Source organism: Pseudomonas sp. P65(2024), from assembly GCF_057480955.1.
This window is the reverse complement of sequence record NZ_JBLIYX010000005.1, coordinates 19894-41904: the sequence shown is the minus strand read 5'-3', so window position 1 is coordinate 41904 and position 22011 is coordinate 19894. Positions and strand designations below refer to the sequence as shown.

Below are 22011 nucleotides of genomic sequence, written 5' to 3'. Positions count from 1 at the left end.
GTAGGGGTGGCCTTACTCGATATTCTGTACTTGTTCACGCATCTGTTCGATCAGCACCTTCAGATTGACCGCCGCTTGCGTGCTGCGCGGGTCGAAGGCCTTGGAGCCAAGGGTGTTGGCTTCGCGGTTGAGCTCCTGCATCAGGAAGTCCAGGCGCCGGCCGGCGGCGCCGCCGGACTTGAGCACCCGGCGCACCTCGGTGACGTGGGTGCTGAGGCGGTCCAGCTCCTCGGCGACATCGCTCTTCTGCGCCAGCAAGACCATTTCCTGCTCCAAGCGCTGCGGGTCTAGCTCGGCCTTCATGTCGCCGAAACGATCGAGGACCTTCTGCCGTTGCGCGGCCAGCATCTGCGGCACGAGGGTGCGCAAGGTGGCGACTTCGCCGGCCATGCTGTCCAGGCGCTCGTTGATCAGCCTGGCGAGCTCGGCGCCTTCACGCTGACGACCCGCCTTGAGTTCGGCCAGCGCCTCGTCGAACAGGGCAACGGCTTCGGCATTGAGCGCCTGCGGATCGCTGGCGTCGGCCACCAGCACGCCTGGCCAGGCCAGCACTTCCAGCGGGTTGAGCGGTGCCGGCTGCTTGATCAGGCCGGCGACGGTCTCGGCGGCGGCGACCAACTGCGCGGCACGCTCGCGGTCGACCTGCAACGGCTTGCCGGCGTTGTCCTCGCTCAGGCGCAGGGTGCACTCGACCTTGCCGCGGGACAGGCCCTGGCGCAGGCCCTCGCGTACCGCGCCTTCAAGGTCGCGCAGCGCTTCGGGCAGGCGCAGGTGGGGTTCGAGATAGCGGTGGTTGACCGAACGCAGCTCCCAGACCAGGGTGCCTTGGCTGCCAGCGCGCTCGACACGAGCAAAAGCGGTCATGCTATGCACCATGGGGAGTACCTCGCGTATTCAGATGAACGGGGAGCCTGTCGGCTGCAAGGCGCAGGATTGTAGCGCAGTGCGGCCCGGGCGCCCAATCCGCCCACGCTACCGACCCTCCTCGGGCTTGTCGGAAAAGGTGACAGGCTGCGCGGGTACGACGACAGGCGTGCCTTCGGCGGGCGGCGGGCTCTATAATGCTCGGCAGATTCAAAGTCCCGGTACAGGTATCCCAGATGAAACGTCCAAGTGGTCGCGCCGCCGATCAGCTCCGCTCGATCCGCATTACCCGCAACTACACCAAGCACGCCGAGGGATCGGTACTGGTCGAGTTCGGTGACACCAAGGTCATCTGCACGGTCAGCGTCGAGAATGGTGTTCCCCGCTTCCTCAAAGGTCAGGGCCAAGGCTGGCTCACCGCCGAATACGGCATGCTGCCGCGTTCGACCGGCGAGCGTAACCAGCGTGAGGCCAGCCGCGGCAAGCAAGGCGGCCGCACCCTCGAAATCCAGCGCCTGATCGGCCGCTCCCTGCGCGCCGCGCTGGACATGAGCAAGCTCGGCGACATCACCCTGTACGTCGACTGCGATGTGATCCAGGCTGACGGCGGTACCCGCACCGCCTCGATCACCGGCGCCATGGTCGCGCTGTGCGACGCCCTGGCGGTGATCAAGAAGCGTGGCGGCCTCAAGGGCGGCAACCCGCTCAAGCATATGATCGCCGCGGTGTCGGTGGGCATGTACCAGGGCGAGGCCGTGCTCGACCTCGATTACCTCGAGGACTCCGCCGCCGAGACCGACCTGAACGTGGTCATGACCAGTGCCGGTGGCTTCATCGAAGTGCAGGGCACCGCCGAAGGCGCGCCGTTCCAGCCAGAAGACTTCAACGCCATGCTGGCGCTGGCGCAGAAGGGCATGACCGAGATCTTTGAACTGCAGCAGGCCGCGCTGGCCGACTGACGACACGCCAGGAAGGTGCGCAACATGAGCGATGTGGACTTGCCGATCACCCCGCCCAGCGCCGATGTCCGGCAGTGGGCGATGTTCTGCCACCTGTCCGCGCTGCTGGGTCTGGTGATGCCCCTTGGGCATCTGCTTGGCCCGCTGGTGCTGTGGCACCTCAAGCGCGAGCAGGATCCTTTCATCGATGCCCAGGGCAAGGAGGCGCTGAACTTTCAGATCAGCGTGACCCTCGCCGGGTTCGTCTGCTTGCTGTTGATGTTCGTGTTCATCGGTATCGTGCTGTTCGCCGCGCTGATGGTGGCGGTGCTGATCCTGATCATCCTGGCGGCAGTCAGGGCCAACGAGGGGAAGCCGTATCGCTATCCTTGGATCTGGCGGCCGATCAGATAGGCACAAAAAAGCCGACCCCATGGGTCGGCTTTTTTGTGTGCGCCATCCTCAGATGGTCAGCGTCCAGTCGTAGTCCACGATCAGCGGCGCATGCTGGGAGAAGCGCGGCTGGCGTGGCAGACGGGCGTTGCGCACGAAGCGGCGCAGGCCTGGGGTGAGGATCTGGTAGTCGAACCGGTAACCCAGGTTGAGCATCTCGGCCTGCTCGTTGTCCGGCCACCAGCTGTACTGGTCGCCTTCACGGCTGACTTCGCGCAGGGCGTCGACATAGCCCATGTCGCCGACGATGGCGTCCATCCAGGCGCGTTCCGGCGGCAGGAAACCGACCGACTGCTGGCTGTCGCGCCAGTTCTTGATGTCGAGCTTCTGCTGCGCCACGTAGAACGAGCCGCAGTAGATGTATTCGCGACGTTTGCGACGCTGCTTGTCCAGGTACTTGGCGAAGTCGTCCATCAACTTGAACTTCTGGTTCAGGTCTTCGTCGCCGTGCATGCCCGAAGGCAGCAGCAGGCTGGCAATACTGACTTTGTCGAAATCTGCTTGCAGATAACGCCCGTAGCGATCGGCTGTCTCGAAGCCCAGGCCGGTGATGACTGCCTTGGGCTGCATGCGCGAGTACAGTGCCACGCCACCTTGGGTGGGCACCTCCGCGTCGCAGGCGTAAAGGAAATAGCCATCGAGCTGGAAAGCTGGGTCGTCGAGTTCAAAGGCCGAGGCGCGGGTATCCTGAAGGCAGATGACGTCGGCATTCTGGGCTTGCAACCAGCTGAGCAATCCACGCTCGGCCGCAGCCTGAATGCCATTTACGTTCACACTGATGATCCGCATAAATGGCCCCAAAAATCTCGTGCGTGTATGATACCCGAGCTCAACACATTTAGCTAAATCCGTGGTGTCCGGGACCTTTCATGCAGCCGTATCAGCGCGACTTCATCCGTTTTGCCATCGATAGCGGCGTTCTGCGCTTCGGTGAGTTCACCCTGAAATCGGGGCGTACCAGCCCGTACTTCTTCAATGCCGGCCTGTTCAACACAGGTTCCGCGCTGGCCCAGCTGGGGCGTTGCTACGCGGCGGCCATCGTCGACAGCAAGATCCCCTTCGATGTGCTGTTTGGCCCGGCCTACAAGGGCATTCCCCTGGCGGCGGCCACTGCCGTGGCCCTGGCCGAACAACATCAGCTCGACGTACCGTGGTGCTTCAACCGCAAAGAGGCCAAGGATCACGGCGAGGGCGGCAGCCTGGTCGGTGCCCCGCTGGCCGGTGACGTGCTGATCATCGACGATGTAATTACCGCCGGCACCGCGATCCGCGAGGTTATGCAGATCATCAACGCCCAGCAGGCCAAGGCCGCCGGCGTGCTGATCGCGCTGAACCGTGAAGAGCGCGGCAATGGCGAGCTGTCGGCGATCCAGGAAGTCGAACGCGACTTCGGCATTCCGGTCGTGAGCATCGTCTCGCTGACTCAGGTGCTGGAGTTCCTGGCTGACGACCCGCAGCTCAAGCAGCACCTGCCGGCGGTCGAGGCCTACCGCGCCCAGTACGGCATCTGACCGGCTCGCGGCTCATGAAAATGGCGACCTTAGGGTCGCCTTTTTCATGCCTGTTATTCAGCGGCGGTTCGGGTAACTGGCCTGCACGGCATCAAGGAGATTTCCGAGCGGCGAAGGAAAGGCGGACCTTGGGCCGCCTGTACCTCGTGTCAGTCTGTGCCGTACTTCGGCGAGCGTGGCCCGTAGAGGATCCCGCCATTCGGATAGGGTGTAAGCAGGCGTGCGCTGGTCATCCCGGCGATCGGGTAGCCGGCGTCATCCTGCACGCTGCTGATGATCTGGTTGATGGCCGCCGCCACCAGCATGCCGATCAGGCCGCCCTGGTTCTGCTTGCCTTCCTCGCTGGAGGCCGTGGCGCTGCCGGTCCACAAGGTGGCACCGGTCTTCAGGTCGACCAGTTTGGCGCTGGCGGTGACGATGGTCGCGCTGCTCAGCACCATGTAGCGGGTGCCGTAGTCGCTGACGGTCACGTACAGGCCGGCGTCGGCGCCGAAGATCTCGTTCAGCTTGGCCGTGGGCAGCTGGTGGATATCGGCCGGCGTGGTCAGGCCGTTCTGGCGGAAGGTTTCATCCACCAGTGCCACCGGCATCACGTAGTAGCCGGCCTCGGCCAGCGGATAGGTGACCTGGGACAGCATGCTGTAGGTGGCCTTGACGTCGGGCGACTCGTTCAGCGGCGGCAGGATCAGGATCGACTTCGGTCGGCTCTGCTTGTAGGCCGAATAGTCGATGCTCTTGCGTTCGGCGCAGCCGGCGAACAGGGCCAACACGCAGGCGCCGACGATCAGTTGGGTCAGGCGCTTGATCATTGCTTGGCTCCCTTGCTGGCGTTGCTCATCAGGAAGTCCATGTAGGCCGCCGACTCGGGGAACAGCGCTTTTTCGGTACGGAACTGCTGGATCATCTGGTCATCCTTGCCCAGGCTGGAGTACAGCAGGCCCAACTGCGCGTGGTAGCCCGGCGGCACGGCGCCGTTCTTGGCCTTGATCTTCTCCAGGTCGCGCTCCAGGGCTGTGACTTGCTCTTCCTTGGCGTCACCCTTGAGGTAGCCGTACACCTGGGGCTGGTAGCTTTCCCACTGGTACAGGGTCTTGGGCGAATTGCAGCCGGCCAGCAGGACGCTGCCCAGCAGCAGCCCGGCGACAGTGCGCCAGGCCGGGTAGGTGATGCTCATCGAACGGTCTTCCTTGTCGTGTTGTGCTTGTTATTGCGCTTGTGGTTTCCACTGGCCGCTTTCGACTGCGCCCACCAGCTTGTTGACGGCTTCGCGCATGGCCAGGTCGAGCACTTTGCCGTTGAGGGTCGAGTCGTAGCTGGCGGTGCCGCCGAAGCCGATGACTTCACGGTTGGACAGGGCATATTCACCGGCGCCCTGGCTCGAATAGACCACTTCGGAGGTGCTGATGTTGACGATATTCAGGGCGACCTTGGCGTAGGCGATCTGGGTCTTGCCGCGGCCGAGGATGCCGAACAGCTGGTGATCGCCGACTTCCTTGCGGCCGAACTCGGTGACGTCGCCGGTCACCACGAAGTCGGCGCCCTTCAGGCGCTGGGCCTGGCCCTTGATGGCCGCCTCCTGCTGGATCTCGCCCATGTTGTCGCGGTCCAGCACGTTGAAACGGTTGGTCTGCTGCAGGTGGGTGATCAGGATGGTCTTGGCCTGGCCGCCGAGGCGGTCGACGCCGTCGGAGAAGATGCCGCGCATATAGCTGGAGCGGTTGTCGAACTTGCCCACGGCGATCGGCGTGCGCACGCCACTGTAGGGGCGGTTGACGCTTTCGACCTGTTGCACGGCAACAGCGGTGGAGGTTTCGGTGGCACAGCCGGCGATGGACCCGACAGCCAGGGCGGCTGCCAGCACGAGTCCTTGTGATGCGTATTTCACGCGTGATCTCCAGGTAAATAGAAACTATTCGCAACGAACGAGCATACTGTCACGTTGTTTCGGCAGTCTACCGGGAATCTTTATGGTCAAACACAAAGGTTGATGGCTATAAGCCATCTATTTGCGTGGGCGGGGTGAAAGCATCGCGGTGCAGGCCTGCTCCCTCCAGGGAGCGGGCCTGCACCGCGATAGGATTACAGCGGGATCAGCGTGGCTTGCGGTTGGTGATCAGGGTGCCCACGCCGCTGTCGGTGAAGATCTCCAGCAGCACCGCATTCGGCACGCGGCCGTCGATGATGTGCGAGCTGTTGACGCCGCCCTGGACCGCGTCCAGCGCGCATTTGATCTTCGGCAGCATGCCGCCGTAGATGGTGCCGTCGGCAATCAGCTCGTTGACCTGCTCGGTGGTCAGCCCGGTGAGGACCTCGCCCTGCTTGTCCATCAGGCCGGCGATGTTGGTCAGCAGCATCAGCTTCTCGGCCTTCAATGCCTCGGCCACCTTGCCCGCCACCAGGTCGGCGTTGATGTTATAGGACTCGCCGTTGGCGCCCACGCCGATTGGTGCGATCACCGGAATGAAGTCGCCCTTGACCAGCATGTTCAGCAGGTCGGTGTTGACGCTCACGACCTCGCCGACATGGCCGATGTCGATGATTTCCGGGGTGGTCATTTCCGGCGTCTGGCGGGTGACGGTCAGCTTCTTGGCGCGGATCAGCTCCGCGTCCTTGCCGGTCAGGCCGATGGCGCTGCCACCGTGGCGGTTGATCAGGTTGACGATGTCCTTGTTAACCTGGCCGCCCAGGACCATCTCCACCACATCCATGGTCGCCGCGTCGGTGACGCGCATGCCATCGATGAAGTGGCTGTCGATCGACAGGCGCTTGAGCAGGTCGCCGATCTGCGGCCCGCCACCGTGCACCACCACCGGGTTGATGCCCACGGCCTTCATCAGCACGATGTCACGGGCGAAGCCGGTCTTGAGCTCCTCGCTTTCCATCGCGTTGCCGCCGTACTTGATCACCAGGGTCTTGCCGACGAAGCGGCGGATGTAAGGCAGTGCTTCGGACAAAACCTCGGCTACATGGGAAGCGGCATCGCGATCGAGGGTCATGCAGGGCTCCAGGTAAGGAACGTAAAGTCGTCAGAACGGCAGTTGCAGGCCGGGTTGGACCCGCAGCAACTGCGTGCGGAATACAGCCTTGATTCGGTCGAGCTCTGCCGCGCTGTCGGCCTCGAAGCGCAGCACCAGCACCGGCGTGGTGTTGGAGGCGCGGACCAGGCCCCAGCCGTGGGGATAGTCGACCCGCACACCGTCGATGGTGGTCAGGTTGGCTTCGCCCCAGTCGGCGTCGCGTTGCAGTGCATCAATGATGCTGAATTTACCCTCGTCGGTCACATCAATGTTGATTTCCGGCGTGGAAATATCATTGGGGAACGCGGCGAACAGGCTTTCGGCGTCCTGCCCGGCCTTGCTGAGAATCTCCAGCAGGCGCGCGGCGCTGTAGATGCCGTCGTCGAAACCGTACCAGCGTTCCTTGATGAAGATGTGTCCGCTCATCTCGCCGGCCAGCAGCGAGCCGGTCTGTTTCATCTTCTTCTTGATCAGCGAGTGGCCGGTCTTCCACATCAGCGCACGGCCACCGTGCTGCTCGATCAGCGGGGTCAGGCGGCGGGTGCATTTGACGTCGAAGATGATCTCGGCACCCGGGTTGCGCGACAGCACGTCCTGGGCGAACAGCATCAGCAGGCGGTCGGGGTAGACGATGCTGCCGGTGTTGGTCACCACGCCGACGCGGTCGCCGTCACCGTCGAAGGCCAGGCCGATGTCGGCACCGGTTTCCTTGACCTTGGCGATCAGGTCTTCCAGGTTCTCGGGCTTGCCCGGGTCAGGGTGGTGGTTGGGGAAGTGGCCGTCGACCTCGCAGAACAGCGGGATTACATCGCAGCCCAGGGCCTCGATCAGTTGCGGGGCGACTACGCCGGCGGCACCGTTGCCGCAGTCGACCACCACTTTCAGGCGCTTGGCCAGCTTCACGTCGGCGGTGATCTGCTGGAAGTAGCGGTCGAGGATCTCGACCTTTTCCACACTGCCTTCGCCGCGGGTCAGGTCGTTGGTCTTCAGGCGCGTCAGCAAGGCCTGGATCTGTTCGTTGGCCAGGGTGTCGCCGGCGATGACGATCTTGAAACCGTTGTAGTCCGACGGGTTGTGACTGCCGGTGAGCATCACCCCCGACTTGCCGGCCAGCACGTTGGCGGCGAAGTACAGCGCTGGGGTCGGCACCAGGCCGACATCGCTGACCTGGCAACCGGCGTCAGCCAGGCCCTTGATCAGTTGCTCGACCAGCATCGGGCCGGACAGGCGGCCATCACGGCCGACCGAAATCTGTGGCTCGCCCTGGGCGAGGGTCTGGGCGCCGATGGCGCGACCGATCCAGTAGGCGGTCTCGGCATGCAAGGTCTTGCCGACCACGCCCCGGATGTCATAGGCGCGGAAGATGCTGTCGGGCAGTGCGGGGACCAGCTGGGCCATGTCGTTCATCTCTGGGGACTCCATAAGTCAAAGGCTTCTGGGCAAGCGCAAACTGAACGCTTGGACGGCGGTTTCGCCAGAGAGTTCGCCATCCATGGCCCGAGCGGTCTGCTGTCGGCTCAGCGGGTGCCGGAGTGGCCGAAGCCGCCGGTACCGCGCTGGGTCTCGTCGAACTGCTCGACGATGTCGAAGTGCGCCTGCACCACCGGCACCAGGATCAGCTGGGCGATGCGTTCGCCGACGGTGAGGGTGAACGGCGTGTTGCCGCGGTTCCAGCAGGAGACCATCAGCTCGCCCTGGTAGTCCGAGTCGATCAGGCCGACCAGGTTGCCCAGCACGATGCCGTGCTTATGGCCCAGGCCCGAGCGTGGCAGGATCATGGCCGCCAGGCCCGGGTCGCCGATGTACACCGACAGGCCGGTGGGGATCAGCAGGGTCTGGCCCGGCTCGAGGACGGTGTCCTCCTTGAGCAGGGCGCGCAGGTCCAGGCCGGCGGAGCCGGGGGTGGCGTACTGCGGCAGGGGAAATTCGGTGCCCAGGCGTGGGTCGAGGATCTTGGCTTGAAGAGCGTGCATGTAACTTATTGAACCTGGTTGAGCCGTTCGGCGATGAAGGCAACCAGCTGGCGGGCGATCTTGCCCTTGCTGGTCTGCGCGAAGAGGGTCTGGTGCTGCTGGCGGTCGATCACGGTCAGGGCGTTCTCCTCGCTGTTGAAGCCGATGCTGGGGTTGGCCACATCATTGGCGACAATCAGGTCGAGGTTCTTGTCCTTGAGCTTGCGCGTGGCGTAGTCGAGCAGGTGCTCGGTCTCGGCGGCGAAGCCCACGCTGAACGGGCGATCAGGCCGGCCGGCAATGGTCGCAAGGATATCGGGATTGCGCACCATCTGCAGCAGCATGCCGTCGCCTGTGGTGGGATCCTTCTTGAGCTTCTGTGGGGCGACGACTTCCGGACGGTAGTCCGCGACCGCAGCCGAGGCGATGAACAGGTCGCAGGGCATGGCCGCCTCGCAGGCCGCGAGCATGTCCCGCGCGCTCACCACGTCGATGCGGGTGACCCGGTCGGGCGTCTGCAGGTGTACGGGGCCGGTGACGAGGGTCACCCGGGCCCCGGCTTCGGCGGCGGCCTCGGCCAGGGCGAAGCCCATCTTCCCTGAACTATGATTGGTGATGTAGCGCACCGGGTCGATGTTCTCTTGCGTCGGCCCAGCGGTGATCAGCACGTGCTTGCCGGTCAGGGCCTGGCGCTTGAAGCTCTCGGCGGCGCACCAGGCCAGGTCTGTGGCCTCAAGCATGCGGCCCAGGCCGACGTCGCCACAGGCCTGGCTGCCGGAGGCCGGGCCGAACACCTGGATGCCGCGACTTTTGAGCAGCTCGAGGTTGGCCTGCGTGGCCGGGTCGCGCCACATGGCCTGGTTCATCGCCGGGGCGACGGCCACGGTTGCATCGGTGGCCAGCACCAGGGTGGTCAGCAGGTCGTCGGCCATGCCCTGGGCCATGCGCGCCATCAGGTCGGCGGTGGCCGGGGCGATCAGCACCAGGTCGGCCCACTTGGCCAGCTCGATATGGCCCATGGCCGCTTCGGCGGCGGGGTCGAGCAGGTCCATGTGCACCGGGTGGCCGGACAGTGCTTGCAGCGTGAGCGGGGTGATGAACTCGGCGCCACCACGGGTCATGACCACGCGCACCTGCGCGCCGTGTTCCAGGAGTCGGCGAATCAGCTCGGCGCTCTTGTAGGCGGCGATGCCGCCACCCACGCCGAGAACGATGCGCTTGCGATACAACCGCTGCATAGGCCTTGCCTTATTCCAGTGAAAGCGGGCGGCGACGATAGCTGCCTGCGGCAGATCGTCGCATTTTCGAAGCGAACTAGATTAACACAGCGCCCAAATGGGCCGTAGTGGCTGGCGAGGAGGGGAAATGAACATCAGGGAGTGGCCGGCTGAGGAACGGCCGAGGGAAAAACTGTTGCAGCGTGGGGCGTCGATCCTTTCGGACGCGGAATTGCTGGCCGTGCTGCTGGGCTCGGGGGTTGCCGGGCGCAATGTGCTCGACCTCGCCCGTGGCCTGCTGGCGAAGTTCGGCGGGCTCAGGCAGCTCCTCGAGGCGGAACGAGCCAAGGTGCTGCGTGAGCCAGGTCTGGGACCGGTTAAGTATGCACAATTGCAGGCATTGCTTGAGATCGGCAGGCGCTATCTGGACGAACACATCGAGCGTGCGTCGGCCCTGGAGAGCCCGGCGTCGGTGAGGCGTTATCTGAAATCCATGCTGCGGCACGAGTCCAGCGAGGTGTTTGGCTGCCTGTTCCTGGACACCAAGCACCGACCGCTGGCGTTCGAGATACTGTTCCGCGGCACTATCGACCGCGCGAGCATCTATCCACGCGAGGTCGTGCGCCGGTCCTTGCTGCACAACGCGGCGGCGCTGATCCTCTGCCACAACCATCCGTCGGGCAATTGCGAGCCAAGCCAGGATGACGTGCATCTGACGCTGATGCTCAAGCGCTCGCTGGCGCTGATCGATGTGCGGGTGACGGATCATGTCATCGTCGGCGATGGTGAACCGTTTTCGATGCTTGAACATGGGTGGTTGGGGGGCTGATCCTCATGGGGCAAGCCCGCTCTCACGATGTGTGCGTGGGAGCGGCAGTGCGACTTGCCCTGTGATTAGGCCTCAACGGTCGACGGAGACCTTGCTGAAGTCCTGCCGCCCGAACGGGCTTACCTGATAACCCTCGACCCCTTTGTGGAGCAGTGCGGCCGCCGTGGGATGCGCCAGCGGCAGCCACAGCGCCTGCTGCTGGATCAGCGTCTGCGCCTGTTGGTACAGGCGGCTGCGCACGCTCTGGTCGTTGGTGGTGCGCCCGGCATTGATCAACTGGTCCAGGCGGCTGTCGCAGAAGCGCGCGAAGTTGGTCCCGGACTTGACCGCCGCGCAGGCAAACTGCGGGCTGAGGAAGTTGTCCGGGTCGCCGTTGTCGCCGGCCCAGCCCATGAACAGCAGGTCGTGTTCGCCGGCCTTGGCGCGGCGGATCAACTCGCCCCATTCGATGGTGCGGATCTCGGCCTTGATGCCGACCTTGGCCAGGTCCGCCTGGAGCATCTGTGCGCCGAGGCTGGGGTTGGGGTTGAGCAGGCTGCCCGCCGGGCGGGTCCAGATCGTGGTCTCGAAGCCCTTGGCCAGGCCGGCCTTGGCCAGCAGCGCCTTGGCCTTCTTCTGGTCCATGGCATAGCCGGGCAGGTCCTTGGCGTAGCTCCAGGTATTTGGCGGATAGGGGCCGTTGGCGGCGGTGGCGGTGTCTTCGAACACCGCTTTCAGGTAGGCGGGCTTGTCGAAGGCCAGGTTGATCGCCTGGCGCACCTCGGGCTTGTCCAGCGGCGGGTGCTGGCTGTTGATGGCGACGAAGGCGGTCATGAACGCCGGGGTGGTCGCCACCTTCAGGTTGCCGTCCTTGCCGGCTTCGGCAATGTCCAGTGGTTTGGGCGACAGGGCCACCTGGCACTCGCCGCGCTTGAGCTTCTGCAGGCGCACGTTGGCGTCCGGGGTGATGGCGTAGATCAGCGGATCGACGGACGGCTTGCCGGCGAAGTAGTCGGGGTTGGCGCGGTAGCGCACCACGGCGTCCTTCTGGAAGCGTTGGAAGACAAACGGCCCGGTACCCACCGGCTGGCTGTTGAGCTTGTCCGGTGTGCCGGCCTTGAGCAGCTTGTCGGCGTACTCGGCCGAATAGATCGAGGCGAAGCCCATGCTCAGGGTGGCCAGGAAGGTGGCGTCGGCGTGGGTCAGGGTGAAGCGCACGGTTTGCGGGTCGGGTGCGTCGATCGCCTTGATCAGGCTCCCCAGCTGCAGCGACTGGGCATGCGGGTAGCCGCCCGGGGCGGTCTTGTGCCAGGCGTGGGCCGGATAGAGCATGCGCTGGAAGCTGAACAGCACGTCGTCGGCGTCCAGGTCGCGGCTCGGCTTGAAGAACGGCGTGGTGTGGAACCGCACGCCCTGGCGCAGCTTGAAGTCGTAGATCAGGCCATCGGCTGACACCGTCCAGCTTTCGGCCAGGCTCGGCACCACCTTGCCGAGGCCGGCATCGAACTCGACCAGACGGTTCATCAGCACATCGGCCGAAGCATTGGTGGTGGTCAGCGAGTTGTACTGCACCACGTCGAAGCCCTCCGGGCTGGCTTCGGTGCATACCGACAACGGCGCTGCCTGGGCCAGGCCGGCGGCGCACAGGGTGGTGAACAGGAGGGAAAGGGCGGCGGCACGCATGGTGACTCCTTGGCTGGTCGGTGGCCCATCTGCCGGTGCAGTCTGGAAAATTCAGGAAATGTCCTACCCTAGTGCGGACATGGGCAAATGACCACACCCTTTCGCATTAATTCGGCGACGGGCGGTCGACAGCTTCCCGCCCCAGTCGTTATGCTGCCCGGGCGCGCTCGGCCTGACCGGAATACTCATCTTCTGTTGTTGTGGCAGAGTCTTTCTGGTATAAAGCAGCGCTCTTTTCTAGGGGCTCGGCCTGTCGCGTCAGCGAATACGGTTGATAAGACCTCCAGAATCACGGCGCCTGGCGCCAAAGACTGAGAGATTAAGCGGCCAACCCATGCCGGGTTGGGCATGTGGTTTTAGAGGGCTGAGTCATGTCGAGAGTCTGTCAAGTTACTGGTAAGGGTCCAGTAACCGGGAACAACATTTCCCACGCAAACAACAAAACCCGTCGTCGTTTCCTGCCGAACCTGCAGCACCACCGTTTCTGGGTTGAGTCCGAGAAGCGTTTCGTGCGTCTGCGCGTATCCGCCAAAGGCATGCGCGTCATTGACAAGCGTGGTATCGACGTAGTGCTGGCCGAGCTGCGCGCTCGCGGCGAAAAGTTCTAAGGAGAACGTCATGCGTGAATTGATCCGTCTGGTTTCGAGTGCCGGCACCGGCCACTTCTACACCACCGACAAGAACAAGCGCACCACCCCGGACAAGATCGAGATCAAGAAATACGATCCGGTCGTCCGCAAGCACGTGGTGTACAAGGAAGCCAAGATCAAGTAATTGATCTGCGACCTGAAAAACCCGCTACCGTAAGGTGGCGGGTTTTTTTATGCCTGTTTGAAAGCGGCTTGCCCCGCGATAGGGCTTACTTCTGCTCGAACAGCACATAGATCTTGCGGCACGGCTCCAGCACTTCCCAGGTGCCCTTGAAGCCGGCCGGGATAACGAACCGATCACCGGTACGCAGGGTCTTGGCGTTGCCTTCCTGGTCGCGCAGCACCGAAACACCCTGGACGATCTCACAGTACTCGTGTTCGGTGTAGTTCACTGTCCACTGGCCCACCTCGCCTTCCCAGACCCCGGCGGCGAACTGGCCGCAAGGGCTGGAATAATGGTTGTAGACAGCCTGGTCAGGCTCGCCCTTAAGGATTTTCTCCGCCGCCGGGCGGTAGCGTTCGGCCTCGGTGAGAACTTGGGCGAAGTCGACGATACTGGCGATGCTCATGGTTGTTACCCTGTTGTTGTTTAATAAAATGCACATCAGTAGGCTTTTAGGCCATTCGTGTCAAATATATTGATAGTTTGTCCGCCCTGGTTTAGGGTGTCGGATGCCGGTGTGCGTTCGTCGCCCGGCCAGAATTTCTGACAGCGCCCGTGAGTCCTCAGTGCGGCGTTGCACCTTAACAAGAGAGGAGTTTCCTATGACCACCCTGACTCGTGCGGACTGGGAACAGCGTGCCCAGCAACTGAAGATCGAAGGCCGAGCCTTCATCAACGGCGAATACACCGATGCCGCCTCCGGTGAAACCTTCGACTGCCTGAGCCCGGTGGACGGACGCTTCCTGGCCAAGGTCGCCAGCTGCGACCTGGCCGACGCCAACCGCGCCGTCGACAACGCCCGCGCCGTGTTCGAATCCGGTGTCTGGTCGCGCCTGGCCCCGGCCAAGCGCAAGGCCAAGCTGATCCGCTTCGCCGACCTGCTGCGCAAGCACGTCGAGGAGTTGGCCCTGCTCGAAACCCTCGACATGGGCAAGCCGATCAGTGACTCCTTCTCGATCGACATTCCGGGCGCGGCCCAGGCCATCCACTGGACTGCCGAAGCCATCGACAAAGTCTACGACGAAGTCGCCCCGACCCCGCATGATCAATTGGGCTTGGTGACCCGTGAGCCAGTGGGTGTGGTCGGTGCCATCGTGCCGTGGAACTTCCCGCTGCTGATGGCCTGCTGGAAGCTGGGCCCGGCCCTGGCTACCGGTAACTCCATCGTCCTGAAACCATCGGAAAAGTCGCCGCTGACCGCCATTCGCATCGCCCAGCTGGCCATCGAGGCCGGTATCCCGGCGGGCGTGCTGAACGTGCTGCCAGGCTACGGCCACACCGTGGGCAAGGCCCTGGCCCTGCACATGGACGTGGACACCCTGGTGTTCACCGGCTCCACCAAGATCGCCAAGCAGCTGATGGTCTACGCGGGCGAGTCGAACATGAAGCGCGTCTGGCTGGAAGCCGGCGGCAAGAGCCCGAACATCGTCTTCGCCGACGCCCCTGACCTGCAGGCTGCCGCCGAGGCCGCCGCCAGCGCCATCGCCTTCAACCAGGGCGAAGTCTGCACCGCGGGTTCGCGCCTGCTGGTCGAGCGTTCGATCAAGGACAAGTTCCTGCCCATGGTGGTCGAGGCCCTCAAGGCCTGGAAGCCGGGCAACCCGCTGGACCCGGCGACCACCGTCGGCGCGCTGGTCGATACCCAGCAGATGAACACCGTGCTGTCGTACATCGATGCCGGTCATCAGGATGGCGCCAAGCTGCTGGCCGGTGGCAAGCGCATCCTCGAAGAGACCGGTGGCACCTATGTCGAGCCGACCATCTTCGACGGCGTGACCAACGCCATGAAGATCGCCAAGGAAGAGATCTTCGGACCGGTGCTGTCGGTGATCACCTTCGACACCGCCGAGGAAGCCATCGCCATTGCCAACGACACGCCGTATGGCCTGGCCGCCGGCATCTGGACCGCGGACATCTCCAAGGCCCACAAGACCGCCCGCGCCGTGCGCGCCGGCAGCGTCTGGGTCAATCAGTACGACGGCGGCGACATGACCGCGCCGTTCGGCGGCTTCAAGCAGTCGGGCAACGGCCGTGACAAGTCGCTGCACGCGTTGGAGAAATACACCGAGTTGAAGGCGACCTGGATCAAGCTGTAATCCAGTAACGTTTCATCGTGGGGCTCGTGGGGGCGGGCTTGCCCCGCGATGAGCCGCAGACAGCCGGGCCGGTTCACGCCGTCCCGGCTTTGTCGTCTCTGTCATATACGATTTGCGCTCAAAGGAGGCTGTGATGCGTTGGGGAACCTACTTTGCCGTCCTGGCGTCGGTGCTCAGTGTCGGGCTCGCCCTCGGCGTGAGCATGCCGCTGGTGTCCTTGCGCTTGGAGGGCTGGGGCTACGGCGGGTTCGCCATCGGTGTGATGGCAGCGATGCCGGCGCTGGGCGTGCTGGTGGGGGCCGCGGTGGCCAGCCGCCTGGCCGGTTGGGTCGGTGTGCCTGCAGCGATGCGCCTGTGCTTGTGGGGCGGCGCGGCGTCCATTGCCCTGGTCGCGCTGCTGCCCAGCTACCCCTTGTGGCTGCTGCTGCGCCTGATGATCGGCATGTCGCTGACCGTGGTGTTCATCCTCGGCGAAAGCTGGATCAACCAACTGGTGGTCGAGCAATGGCGCGGACGGCTGGTGGCGCTGTATGGCAGCAGCTATGCCCTGAGCCAGCTGGCCGGGCCGCTGGTGCTGGGCTTTCTCGGCTCGGATGACGACTTCGGTTTCTGGGCGGCGACCGGTCTGCTGCTGGTTGCGCCTTTGATTTTGCTGGGCCGGGGAGGGGCGCCGACCACCGAGGCGTGCAGCGTGACCTTCAGCGACCTGTTCGGCTTCTGCCGACGCCTGCCGGTGATCGCCTGGGCCATCGCGCTGTTCGCGGCGTTCGAGGCGATGATCCTGACGCTGCTGCCGGTGTATTGCCTGCAGCAAGGGTTCACCACGGAGGTGGCGTTGTTCATGGTCAGCACCGTGGTGGTGGGCGACGCGGTGCTGCAATTGCCGATTGGCGCCCTGGCCGATCGCATGTCGCGGCGCACGCTGTTCAGTGGCTGCGCGCTGACCTTGCTGGTTTCCAGCTTGGCGATCCCCTTGCTGTTGCACACACCGGTCATCTGGCCGCTGTGGGTGTTGTTCGGTGCCAGTGCGGGTGGCTTGTTCACCCTGTCGCTGGTGCTCATCGGCGAGCGCTACCGGGATGACGAACTGGTGCGGGCCAACGCCCATGTGGCGCAGCTGTGGGGCATTGGTTGCCTGCTCGGGCCGTTGCTGGCCGGGGCGGGGAGCCAGTGGATCAGTGGACACGCGCTGCCGTTGCTGATGGCGGTGGGGGCGGCGGGGTTGGTGGTGCTGACCCGGCGGCGGGATGCCTTCGAGCCGGCGTCGGCCTGACCGATAGCAATTGCGGGGCAAGCCCGCTCCCACGACCGACGTGGGAGCGGGCTTGCCCCGCAATGCGTTCTACAACATCTTCTCCAGCCCGACCGCCTTGCTGATCCAGGCATTGAAGCGTCGCCATATCCCCCCGGGCTCGGTCACCAGCATATGTCCCTGGCCATTGTCCTCGGTCGCCCAGGCCAGTTTCCCGTCCACCAGCTTCACCTCGTAGCTCAGCGCGGGCGCCATGCCCTGCACGGCCAGATCGCGGGTGTATTCGGCCAGCTCCGGGCTGTCCACCAGCACCCCGACTTCGGTGTTCCACAGCACCGAGCGTGGGTCGAAGTTGAACGAGCCGATGAAGGTCTTGCGGCGGTCGAACACCATGGCCTTGCTGTGCAGGCTGGAATCGGAGCTGCCATGCAAGCCCAGGCGCGGCCGTGGGGCGCCGGGCTGGCGGCGCAGCTCGTACAGTTGCACGCCATGTTCGAGCAGGGCGCGACGGTAGGGCGCGTAGCCACCGTGCACGGCCGGTACGTCGGTGGCTTCAAGGGAGTTGGTCAGCAGCTTGACCGAGGTGCCGGCGTCGGCGCGGCTGGTCAGGTACAGCAGCCCCGGTTCGCCGGGCACGAAATAGGCCGAGACCAGGATCAGCTCCTTGTGCACGCCGTTCAGCTCCGGGGCCAGCTGCCGGCTCATCAGCAATCGGGGATCTGGTTCGTTGTCCGCAAGCACCTTGCTCGGTGCATCCCACAAGGCCTGGCTGTGGGCCCAGATCAGTTCGTTGCGCCACACGTCCAGGCGCGGCTGCGACTGATAGGCCATCAGGCGGTCGTACAGTGCCTTGCGCTTGATTCGTGCCTCGGCCAGCGATACTTCCAGGCGCTGGCGGCTGGCGAACAGGTCGTCGGCATCAGGCTGGCGCCAGAGGAAATCGCCGATGGGGCGGCTCAGGGCGCTGTTCCAGTACTGGTCAAAGCTGTGGCCGAGCTGCTCGGCCACCGGGCCCACGCCCAGCAGGTCGATGTCGGTGAAGTTGAGGTTGGGCTCGGCGTCGAAGTACTCGTCGCCCAGGTTACGACCGCCGACGATGGCCATGCTGTTGTCCACCAGGAACAGCTTGTTGTGCATCCGCCGGTGCTGGCGCGACAGGTTGAACAGCCGCCCCACGGCGCGGGTAGCCCCAGTGCTGCGGCCCAGGTGCAATGGGTTGAACACGCGGATGTGAATGTTCGGATGGGCGGCGAGGGTACCCATCAGGTTGTCCAGGCCGTCGCTGGTGGTGTCGTCCAGCAGTATGCGCACGCGCACGCCGCGGTCGGCGGCGCGCAGCAGTTCGTGGACCAGGGCGCGGGTGCTGAGGCCGTCGTGGACGATGTAGTACTGCAGGTCGATGCTTGTCCGGGCGTTGCGGATCAGTTCGGCGCGGGCGCGGAACGCTTCGTTGCTGTTGGGCAGCAGGCGAAAGCCCGAACGCCCCTCGTAGGGGGCGGCCTGGCGCTGTACCGAGCGGCCGAACGCCGAATCGCCGGCCGGCAGGGCCTGGCTGACTTCACGGGGCGTACCGACGCTGGCACAGCCCGTCAGGCCGAGCTGCAGCACCAACAGCAGAGGCAAAGCTCGCTGGAGTCTCAAGGGTGGATCGTCCTGTGCAGCAAGGGCTTATGGGGTTGGACAATGCCAGGCGGCGCAACGTTACCCGTCGCCGTGCTCGGCCTCCAGTAGACGAAGGGCGGTTTCACCGACCTTGCGCACGGCGGCTTCAATCTGCGCCGTGGGTCGGGCGGCGAAGTTCATGCGCAGGCAGTTCCGGTACTTGCCCGAGGCCGAGAAGATGCTGCCTACGGCAATCTGCACACCCTGCTCCAGTAAAGCGCGGTTCAGGCGCAGCGTATCGAAACTTTCCGGCAATTCAACCCACAGCATGAAGCCACCTTGCGGGCGGCTGGCGCGGGTGCCCGGGGGAAAGTAGCGGGTCACCCAGTCGCACATCTGGTCGCGGCCGCGCTGGTACTGGCTGCGCATGCGTCGCAGGTGTGGCTGGTAGTGGCCTTCGGCGATGAAGTCGGCAATCGCCAGCTGCGGTTGGCAGGCGGTGCTGCCGGTGCTGATGTACTTCATGTGCAGCACCCGCTCCAGGTAGCGCCCGGGGGCTACCCAGCCGACCCGCAGGCCCGGGGCCAGGGTCTTGGAGAACGAACTGCAGAGCAGCACGCGGCCATCGTCGTCGAACGACTTGATCGTGCGCGGGCGTGGGTAGGTGTACGCCAGATCGCCATACACATCGTCTTCGAGGATCGCCACATCATAGCGCTGGGCGAGGGTCAGCAGGGCCTTCTTGCGTGCTTCGGGCATGATGTAGCCCATCGGGTTGTTGCAGCTGGGGGTGATCTGGATGAGCTTGATCGGCCACTGTTCAAGGGCCAGTTCCAGGGCCTCCAGGCTGATGCCGGTGATTGGGTCGGTGGGGATCTCCAGGGCTTTCATGCCTAGGCCCTTCAACGTCTGCATGGCGCCGTGGAAGCTGGGCGAATCGACCGCGACGATGTCGCCGGGCTGGCACACCGCGCGAATGCTGCACGACAGCGCTTCGTGGCAGCCGGTGGTCACCACCAGGTCGGCCGGGCCCAGGCGGCAGCCGGAGTCGAGCATCAGGCGGGCGATCTGCTCGCGCAGCTGGGCGTTGCCGTGGATGTTGTCGTAGTACAGGCCGGGCATGTCCATGCGCCGGCTGATCTGCGCCAGGCTGCGCAGCAGTGGCTTGAGCGTGGGACTGTCGACGTCGGGCATGCCGCGACCGAGCTGGATCACGTCCGGGCGCGGGGTGGCGCGGACCAGCTCCAACACCTGTTCCCACTGGGAGATATCCACAGGCCGCTGGGCGGGGCGGCTGATGTCGGGCAGGGCGGGGAGCTGGCGATCCTCGGCGACGAAATAGCCGGACTTGGGCCGAGGCGATACCAGGCCGTTGTCCTCCAGCAGGCGGTAGGCCTGCTGTACGGTGCTCAGGCTGACCCCGTGCTCGACGCTCAGGGCGCGCACCGAGGGCAGGCGCTGGCCGGGGCGGTAGAGGCCTTGCTCGATACGCGAGCCGAGCAGTTCGGCGAGGTTGAGGTAGAGCGTCACGGCATACTCCTACACGTTTGCGGGTCGATGACCGATACAGATTGTTGGAAAATACTTCATTCAACTGACTTCTCGCCAATTCTGTATGGGAATAATAAGCCGCCGTTGAGTCTGTATTGTCGAGGGCACGAGGGTGCATGCTTTCTCCACGGTATCAACTGATGGGAGAACGCAGTGATGGGTGGCTTGAGCGATGTGCGCTTGCAACTGTTGCCTGGTGAACTCGAGGCCGGGCAGCGGCCCAAGGTCTTCAATGCGCCGGCCGGCCTGAGTCGTTGGGGCCTGATGCTGCATCGCTGGCGGACCCGCAGGGCGCTGCTGCAGTTGGATGATCGGCAGTTGCGCGATATCGGGCTGACCTGGGAGCAGGCGAGACGGGAAGGGCGCAAGCCCTTCTGGAAGGACTGAGCCGGATTGCTGATTACTGTTGAAATCGCTGGAGCCGCTTTGCGGCCCCAGCGCGACACAAGGCCGTTCCCACAGAGGGCCTGGTTCAGGCCGGTATCAGACCAGCTCCTTGAGCCGGTACCAGAGCATACCCAGCGCCAGCAGCGGCGAGCGTAGCAGCTGGCCGCCGGGGAACGTGGTGTGCGGCACCTTGGCGAACAGATCGAAACGACCACCCTGCTGGCCGCTAATGGCCTCGCCGAGCAAGCGTCCGGCCAGGTGGGTGGCGTTGACCCCATGGCCGGAATAGGCCTGGGCGTAGTAGACGTTGGGCTGGCTGGCCAGACGGCCGATCTGTGGCAGGCGGTTGGCGCCGATGCCGATCATGCCGCCCCACTGGTAGTCGATGCGCACATCGGCCAACTGTGGGAACACCTTGAGCATCTTCGGCCGCATGTAGGCGGCGATGTCCTGCGGGTCGCGTCCGGAGTAGTGGCAGGCGCCGCCGAACAGCAGGCGCTGGTCGGCGGACAGGCGGTAGTAGTCCAGTGCCACGCGCTGGTCGCACACCGCCATGTTCTGCGGCAGCAACTGGCGGGCGCGTTCTTCACCCAAGGGTTCGGTGGCGATGATGTAGCTGCCGGCGGGTAGCACCTTGCCGCCCAGCTCGCGGTTGAGGTCGTTGTGGTAGGCGTTGCAGCACAGCACCAGGGTCTTGGCGCGCACCCGGCCCTGGGCGGTGTGTACCTTCACCTCGGGGCCATAGTCGATGCGTGTGACTTCAGACTGCTCGTACAGGCCGACACCCAGGCGGCTGGCCACTGCGGCTTCGCCGAGTGCCAGGTTGAGCGGGTGCAGGTGGCCCGAACCCATGTCGACCAGGCCGCCGACATAGCGGCCCGAACCCACCACCGAGTGCATGTCGCCGGGCTGTACCAGTCGCAGTTCGTGGCGATAGCCCAGGTTGCGCAGCTCCTCGGCGTCTTCGGCGAAGCCCTCCAGTTCGGCGGGCTTGTTGGCCAGGTCGCAGTAGCCCCAGGTCAAATCGCAGTCGATGCCATGGTGCTCGACGCGGTCGCGGACGATCTCCACGGCCTCCAGGCCCATGAGCTTCATGCTGCGAACCCCTTCTTCACCGATCACCGGGAGAAACTGCTCCAGGCCGTGGCCGACGCCGCGGATAAGCTGGCCGCCGTTGCGGCCACTGGCGCCCCAGCCGAGCTTGCGTGCCTCCAGGAGGATCACCGACAAGCCGCGCTCGGCCAGTTCGATGGCGGTGTTCAGGCCTGAATAGCCACCGCCGACGATGCACACGTCGGCGCTGTGTTCGCCTTGCAGGAACGGATGGTCAGGGTGGGGCGCGCTGCTGGCGGCGTAGTAGGAGGCGGCGTGCTGCGCGCTGTGGACCATGGGGCGATTCCTGGGTTGAGACGAAAGGGGGAGGATAGGCAACTGCCCAATCGCGGGGCAAGTCGCATCGGCGCACCGCGACTGGGCTTATAATTCAACCTCATTCATCGCACTGTCCTTGGTCATGTCCTGCAACCGCCACAAGATCCACTTCCTGCGCGAACTCATTCCCTCGTTCGAGTGCGAGCCCGGCTGCCATGACTGCTGCGGCCCGGTCACCACGTCCGCCGAGGAAATGGCCCGTCTGCCGCGCAAGACCCAGGCCGAGCAGGACGCCGCCCTGGAGCGGCTGGACTGCGTGCACCTGGGCCCGAACGGCTGTACGGTCTATGCAGAGCGCCCGATGATCTGCCGCCTGTTCGGTACCACCCCGCGCCTGGCCTGCCCCCGTGGCCGAGGACCGGCGCAACCCATCGAGCCTGCGGCCGAGCAACTGGTCCACCAGTTCATCGCCACGACCCGTCAGGTGCTGGTCTGA

23 protein-coding genes and 1 pseudogene are annotated in these 22011 nt (G+C 64.6%); 10 read left to right on the top strand and 14 right to left on the bottom strand.

What is annotated here, in order from left to right; translation table 11 throughout:
• Window positions 1–12: 12 nt before the first annotated feature.
• Entirely contained in the window at window positions 13–876 is an 864-nt protein-coding gene (locus AC25MA_RS09225; RefSeq protein ID WP_028689944.1) for a YicC/YloC family endoribonuclease, read from the bottom strand.
• 224 nt (window positions 877–1100) lie between these two features.
• Between AC25MA_RS09225 and rph the strand changes: the two genes are divergently transcribed.
• Together rph and AC25MA_RS09215 are read left to right on the top strand one after the other, a co-directional pair.
• Window positions 1101–1823 carry a ribonuclease PH gene (gene rph / locus AC25MA_RS09220; RefSeq protein WP_009681991.1) on the top strand — a complete coding sequence of 241 codons (723 nt, stop codon included), beginning with the start codon at window positions 1101–1103 and terminating at the stop codon, window positions 1821–1823.
• A 24-nt stretch (window positions 1824–1847) separates the two neighbouring features.
• Window positions 1848–2216 (top strand): DUF4870 domain-containing protein, encoded by a 369-nt coding sequence (locus tag AC25MA_RS09215; RefSeq protein ID WP_028689943.1) that lies wholly within the window; start codon window positions 1848–1850, stop codon window positions 2214–2216.
• A 48-nt stretch (window positions 2217–2264) separates the two neighbouring features.
• Here AC25MA_RS09215 and AC25MA_RS09210 read toward each other — a convergent pair whose 3' ends face one another.
• The gene (locus AC25MA_RS09210; RefSeq protein ID WP_028689942.1) at window positions 2265–3044 is read right to left on the bottom strand and encodes an exodeoxyribonuclease III; all 780 of its coding nucleotides are present in this window, start codon (window positions 3042–3044) and stop codon (window positions 2265–2267) included.
• A gap of 80 nt (window positions 3045–3124) precedes the next feature.
• On the opposite strand from AC25MA_RS09210, the gene pyrE reads away from it, so the two are divergent.
• A complete protein-coding gene (pyrE, locus tag AC25MA_RS09205) occupies window positions 3125–3766 on the top strand; it encodes an orotate phosphoribosyltransferase (protein ID WP_486971972.1) in 642 nt (213 codons plus the stop codon).
• Window positions 3767–3915: 149 nt separating this feature from the next.
• Here pyrE and AC25MA_RS09200 read toward each other — a convergent pair whose 3' ends face one another.
• The 7 genes and pseudogenes from AC25MA_RS09200 to coaBC all read right to left on the bottom strand — a co-directional run bounded on the left by AC25MA_RS09200 (window position 3916) and on the right by coaBC (window position 9973).
• Complete coding sequence (locus AC25MA_RS09200; RefSeq protein ID WP_028689941.1) at window positions 3916–4575, bottom strand: DUF799 domain-containing protein; 660 nt, start codon at window positions 4573–4575, stop codon at window positions 3916–3918.
• Window positions 4572–4940, bottom strand: a complete 369-nt coding sequence (locus AC25MA_RS09195) for a DUF4810 domain-containing protein (protein ID WP_028689940.1) — start codon at window positions 4938–4940, stop codon at window positions 4572–4574. Before AC25MA_RS09195 ends, AC25MA_RS09200 begins: the two co-directional genes overlap by 4 nt.
• Window positions 4941–4970: 30 nt before the next feature.
• A complete protein-coding gene (locus AC25MA_RS09190) occupies window positions 4971–5651 on the bottom strand; it encodes a CsgG/HfaB family protein (RefSeq protein WP_028689939.1) in 681 nt (226 codons plus the stop codon).
• A 205-nt stretch (window positions 5652–5856) separates the two neighbouring features.
• Entirely contained in the window at window positions 5857–6762 is a 906-nt protein-coding gene (argB, locus tag AC25MA_RS09185) for an acetylglutamate kinase (protein WP_028689938.1), read from the bottom strand.
• Window positions 6763–6792: 30 nt separating this feature from the next.
• Window positions 6793–8166 (bottom strand): annotated as a pseudogene (locus AC25MA_RS09180) (phosphomannomutase/phosphoglucomutase); the annotation flags it as partial.
• A gap of 134 nt (window positions 8167–8300) precedes the next feature.
• A complete protein-coding gene (gene dut / locus AC25MA_RS09175; protein WP_028689936.1) occupies window positions 8301–8756 on the bottom strand; it encodes a dUTP diphosphatase in 456 nt (151 codons plus the stop codon).
• 5 nt (window positions 8757–8761) lie between these two features.
• Complete coding sequence (gene coaBC / locus AC25MA_RS09170) at window positions 8762–9973, bottom strand: bifunctional phosphopantothenoylcysteine decarboxylase/phosphopantothenate--cysteine ligase CoaBC (RefSeq protein WP_028689935.1); 1212 nt, start codon at window positions 9971–9973, stop codon at window positions 8762–8764.
• 127 nt (window positions 9974–10100) lie between these two features.
• On the opposite strand from coaBC, the gene radC reads away from it, so the two are divergent.
• Complete coding sequence (gene radC, locus AC25MA_RS09165; RefSeq protein WP_028689934.1) at window positions 10101–10781, top strand: RadC family protein; 681 nt, start codon at window positions 10101–10103, stop codon at window positions 10779–10781.
• A gap of 72 nt (window positions 10782–10853) precedes the next feature.
• On the opposite strand, the gene AC25MA_RS09160 is transcribed toward radC, so the two are convergent.
• Window positions 10854–12443 carry an ABC transporter substrate-binding protein gene (locus tag AC25MA_RS09160; RefSeq protein ID WP_028689933.1) on the bottom strand — a complete coding sequence of 530 codons (1590 nt, stop codon included), beginning with the start codon at window positions 12441–12443 and terminating at the stop codon, window positions 10854–10856.
• Window positions 12444–12814: 371 nt separating this feature from the next.
• Between AC25MA_RS09160 and rpmB the strand changes: the two genes are divergently transcribed.
• Window positions 12815–13051, top strand: a complete 237-nt coding sequence (rpmB, locus tag AC25MA_RS09155; RefSeq protein ID WP_003258972.1) for a 50S ribosomal protein L28 — start codon at window positions 12815–12817, stop codon at window positions 13049–13051.
• A gap of 10 nt (window positions 13052–13061) precedes the next feature.
• Window positions 13062–13217 (top strand): 50S ribosomal protein L33, encoded by a 156-nt coding sequence (gene rpmG / locus AC25MA_RS09150; RefSeq protein ID WP_003253507.1) that lies wholly within the window; start codon window positions 13062–13064, stop codon window positions 13215–13217.
• An 85-nt stretch (window positions 13218–13302) separates the two neighbouring features.
• Here rpmG and AC25MA_RS09145 read toward each other — a convergent pair whose 3' ends face one another.
• Window positions 13303–13662, bottom strand: a complete 360-nt coding sequence (locus AC25MA_RS09145) for a cupin domain-containing protein (RefSeq protein WP_028689931.1) — start codon at window positions 13660–13662, stop codon at window positions 13303–13305.
• A 196-nt stretch (window positions 13663–13858) separates the two neighbouring features.
• Here AC25MA_RS09145 and AC25MA_RS09140 point away from each other — a divergent pair, with 196 nt between their 5' ends.
• Window positions 13859–15352, top strand: a complete 1494-nt coding sequence (locus AC25MA_RS09140) for an aldehyde dehydrogenase (protein ID WP_182324000.1) — start codon at window positions 13859–13861, stop codon at window positions 15350–15352.
• A gap of 133 nt (window positions 15353–15485) precedes the next feature.
• Window positions 15486–16625, top strand: coding sequence for an MFS transporter (locus tag AC25MA_RS09135; RefSeq protein WP_069015975.1), 1140 nt, complete (start codon window positions 15486–15488; stop codon window positions 16623–16625).
• A gap of 69 nt (window positions 16626–16694) precedes the next feature.
• Here AC25MA_RS09135 and AC25MA_RS09130 read toward each other — a convergent pair whose 3' ends face one another.
• Window positions 16695–18245, bottom strand: a complete 1551-nt coding sequence (locus tag AC25MA_RS09130) for a phospholipase D family protein (RefSeq protein ID WP_028689928.1) — start codon at window positions 18243–18245, stop codon at window positions 16695–16697.
• A 60-nt stretch (window positions 18246–18305) separates the two neighbouring features.
• Complete coding sequence (locus AC25MA_RS09125; protein ID WP_028689927.1) at window positions 18306–19736, bottom strand: aminotransferase-like domain-containing protein; 1431 nt, start codon at window positions 19734–19736, stop codon at window positions 18306–18308.
• Between the two features lie 177 nt (window positions 19737–19913).
• Between AC25MA_RS09125 and AC25MA_RS09120 the strand changes: the two genes are divergently transcribed.
• Window positions 19914–20144, top strand: coding sequence for a DUF1127 domain-containing protein (locus AC25MA_RS09120; protein WP_028689926.1), 231 nt, complete (start codon window positions 19914–19916; stop codon window positions 20142–20144).
• Between the two features lie 96 nt (window positions 20145–20240).
• On the opposite strand, the gene AC25MA_RS09115 is transcribed toward AC25MA_RS09120, so the two are convergent.
• Window positions 20241–21533 (bottom strand): NAD(P)/FAD-dependent oxidoreductase, encoded by a 1293-nt coding sequence (locus AC25MA_RS09115; protein ID WP_028689925.1) that lies wholly within the window; start codon window positions 21531–21533, stop codon window positions 20241–20243.
• A 124-nt stretch (window positions 21534–21657) separates the two neighbouring features.
• Here AC25MA_RS09115 and AC25MA_RS09110 point away from each other — a divergent pair, with 124 nt between their 5' ends.
• On the top strand, window positions 21658–22011 hold the full coding sequence (locus tag AC25MA_RS09110) for a YkgJ family cysteine cluster protein (protein ID WP_050707514.1): 354 nt from the start codon (window positions 21658–21660) through the stop codon (window positions 22009–22011).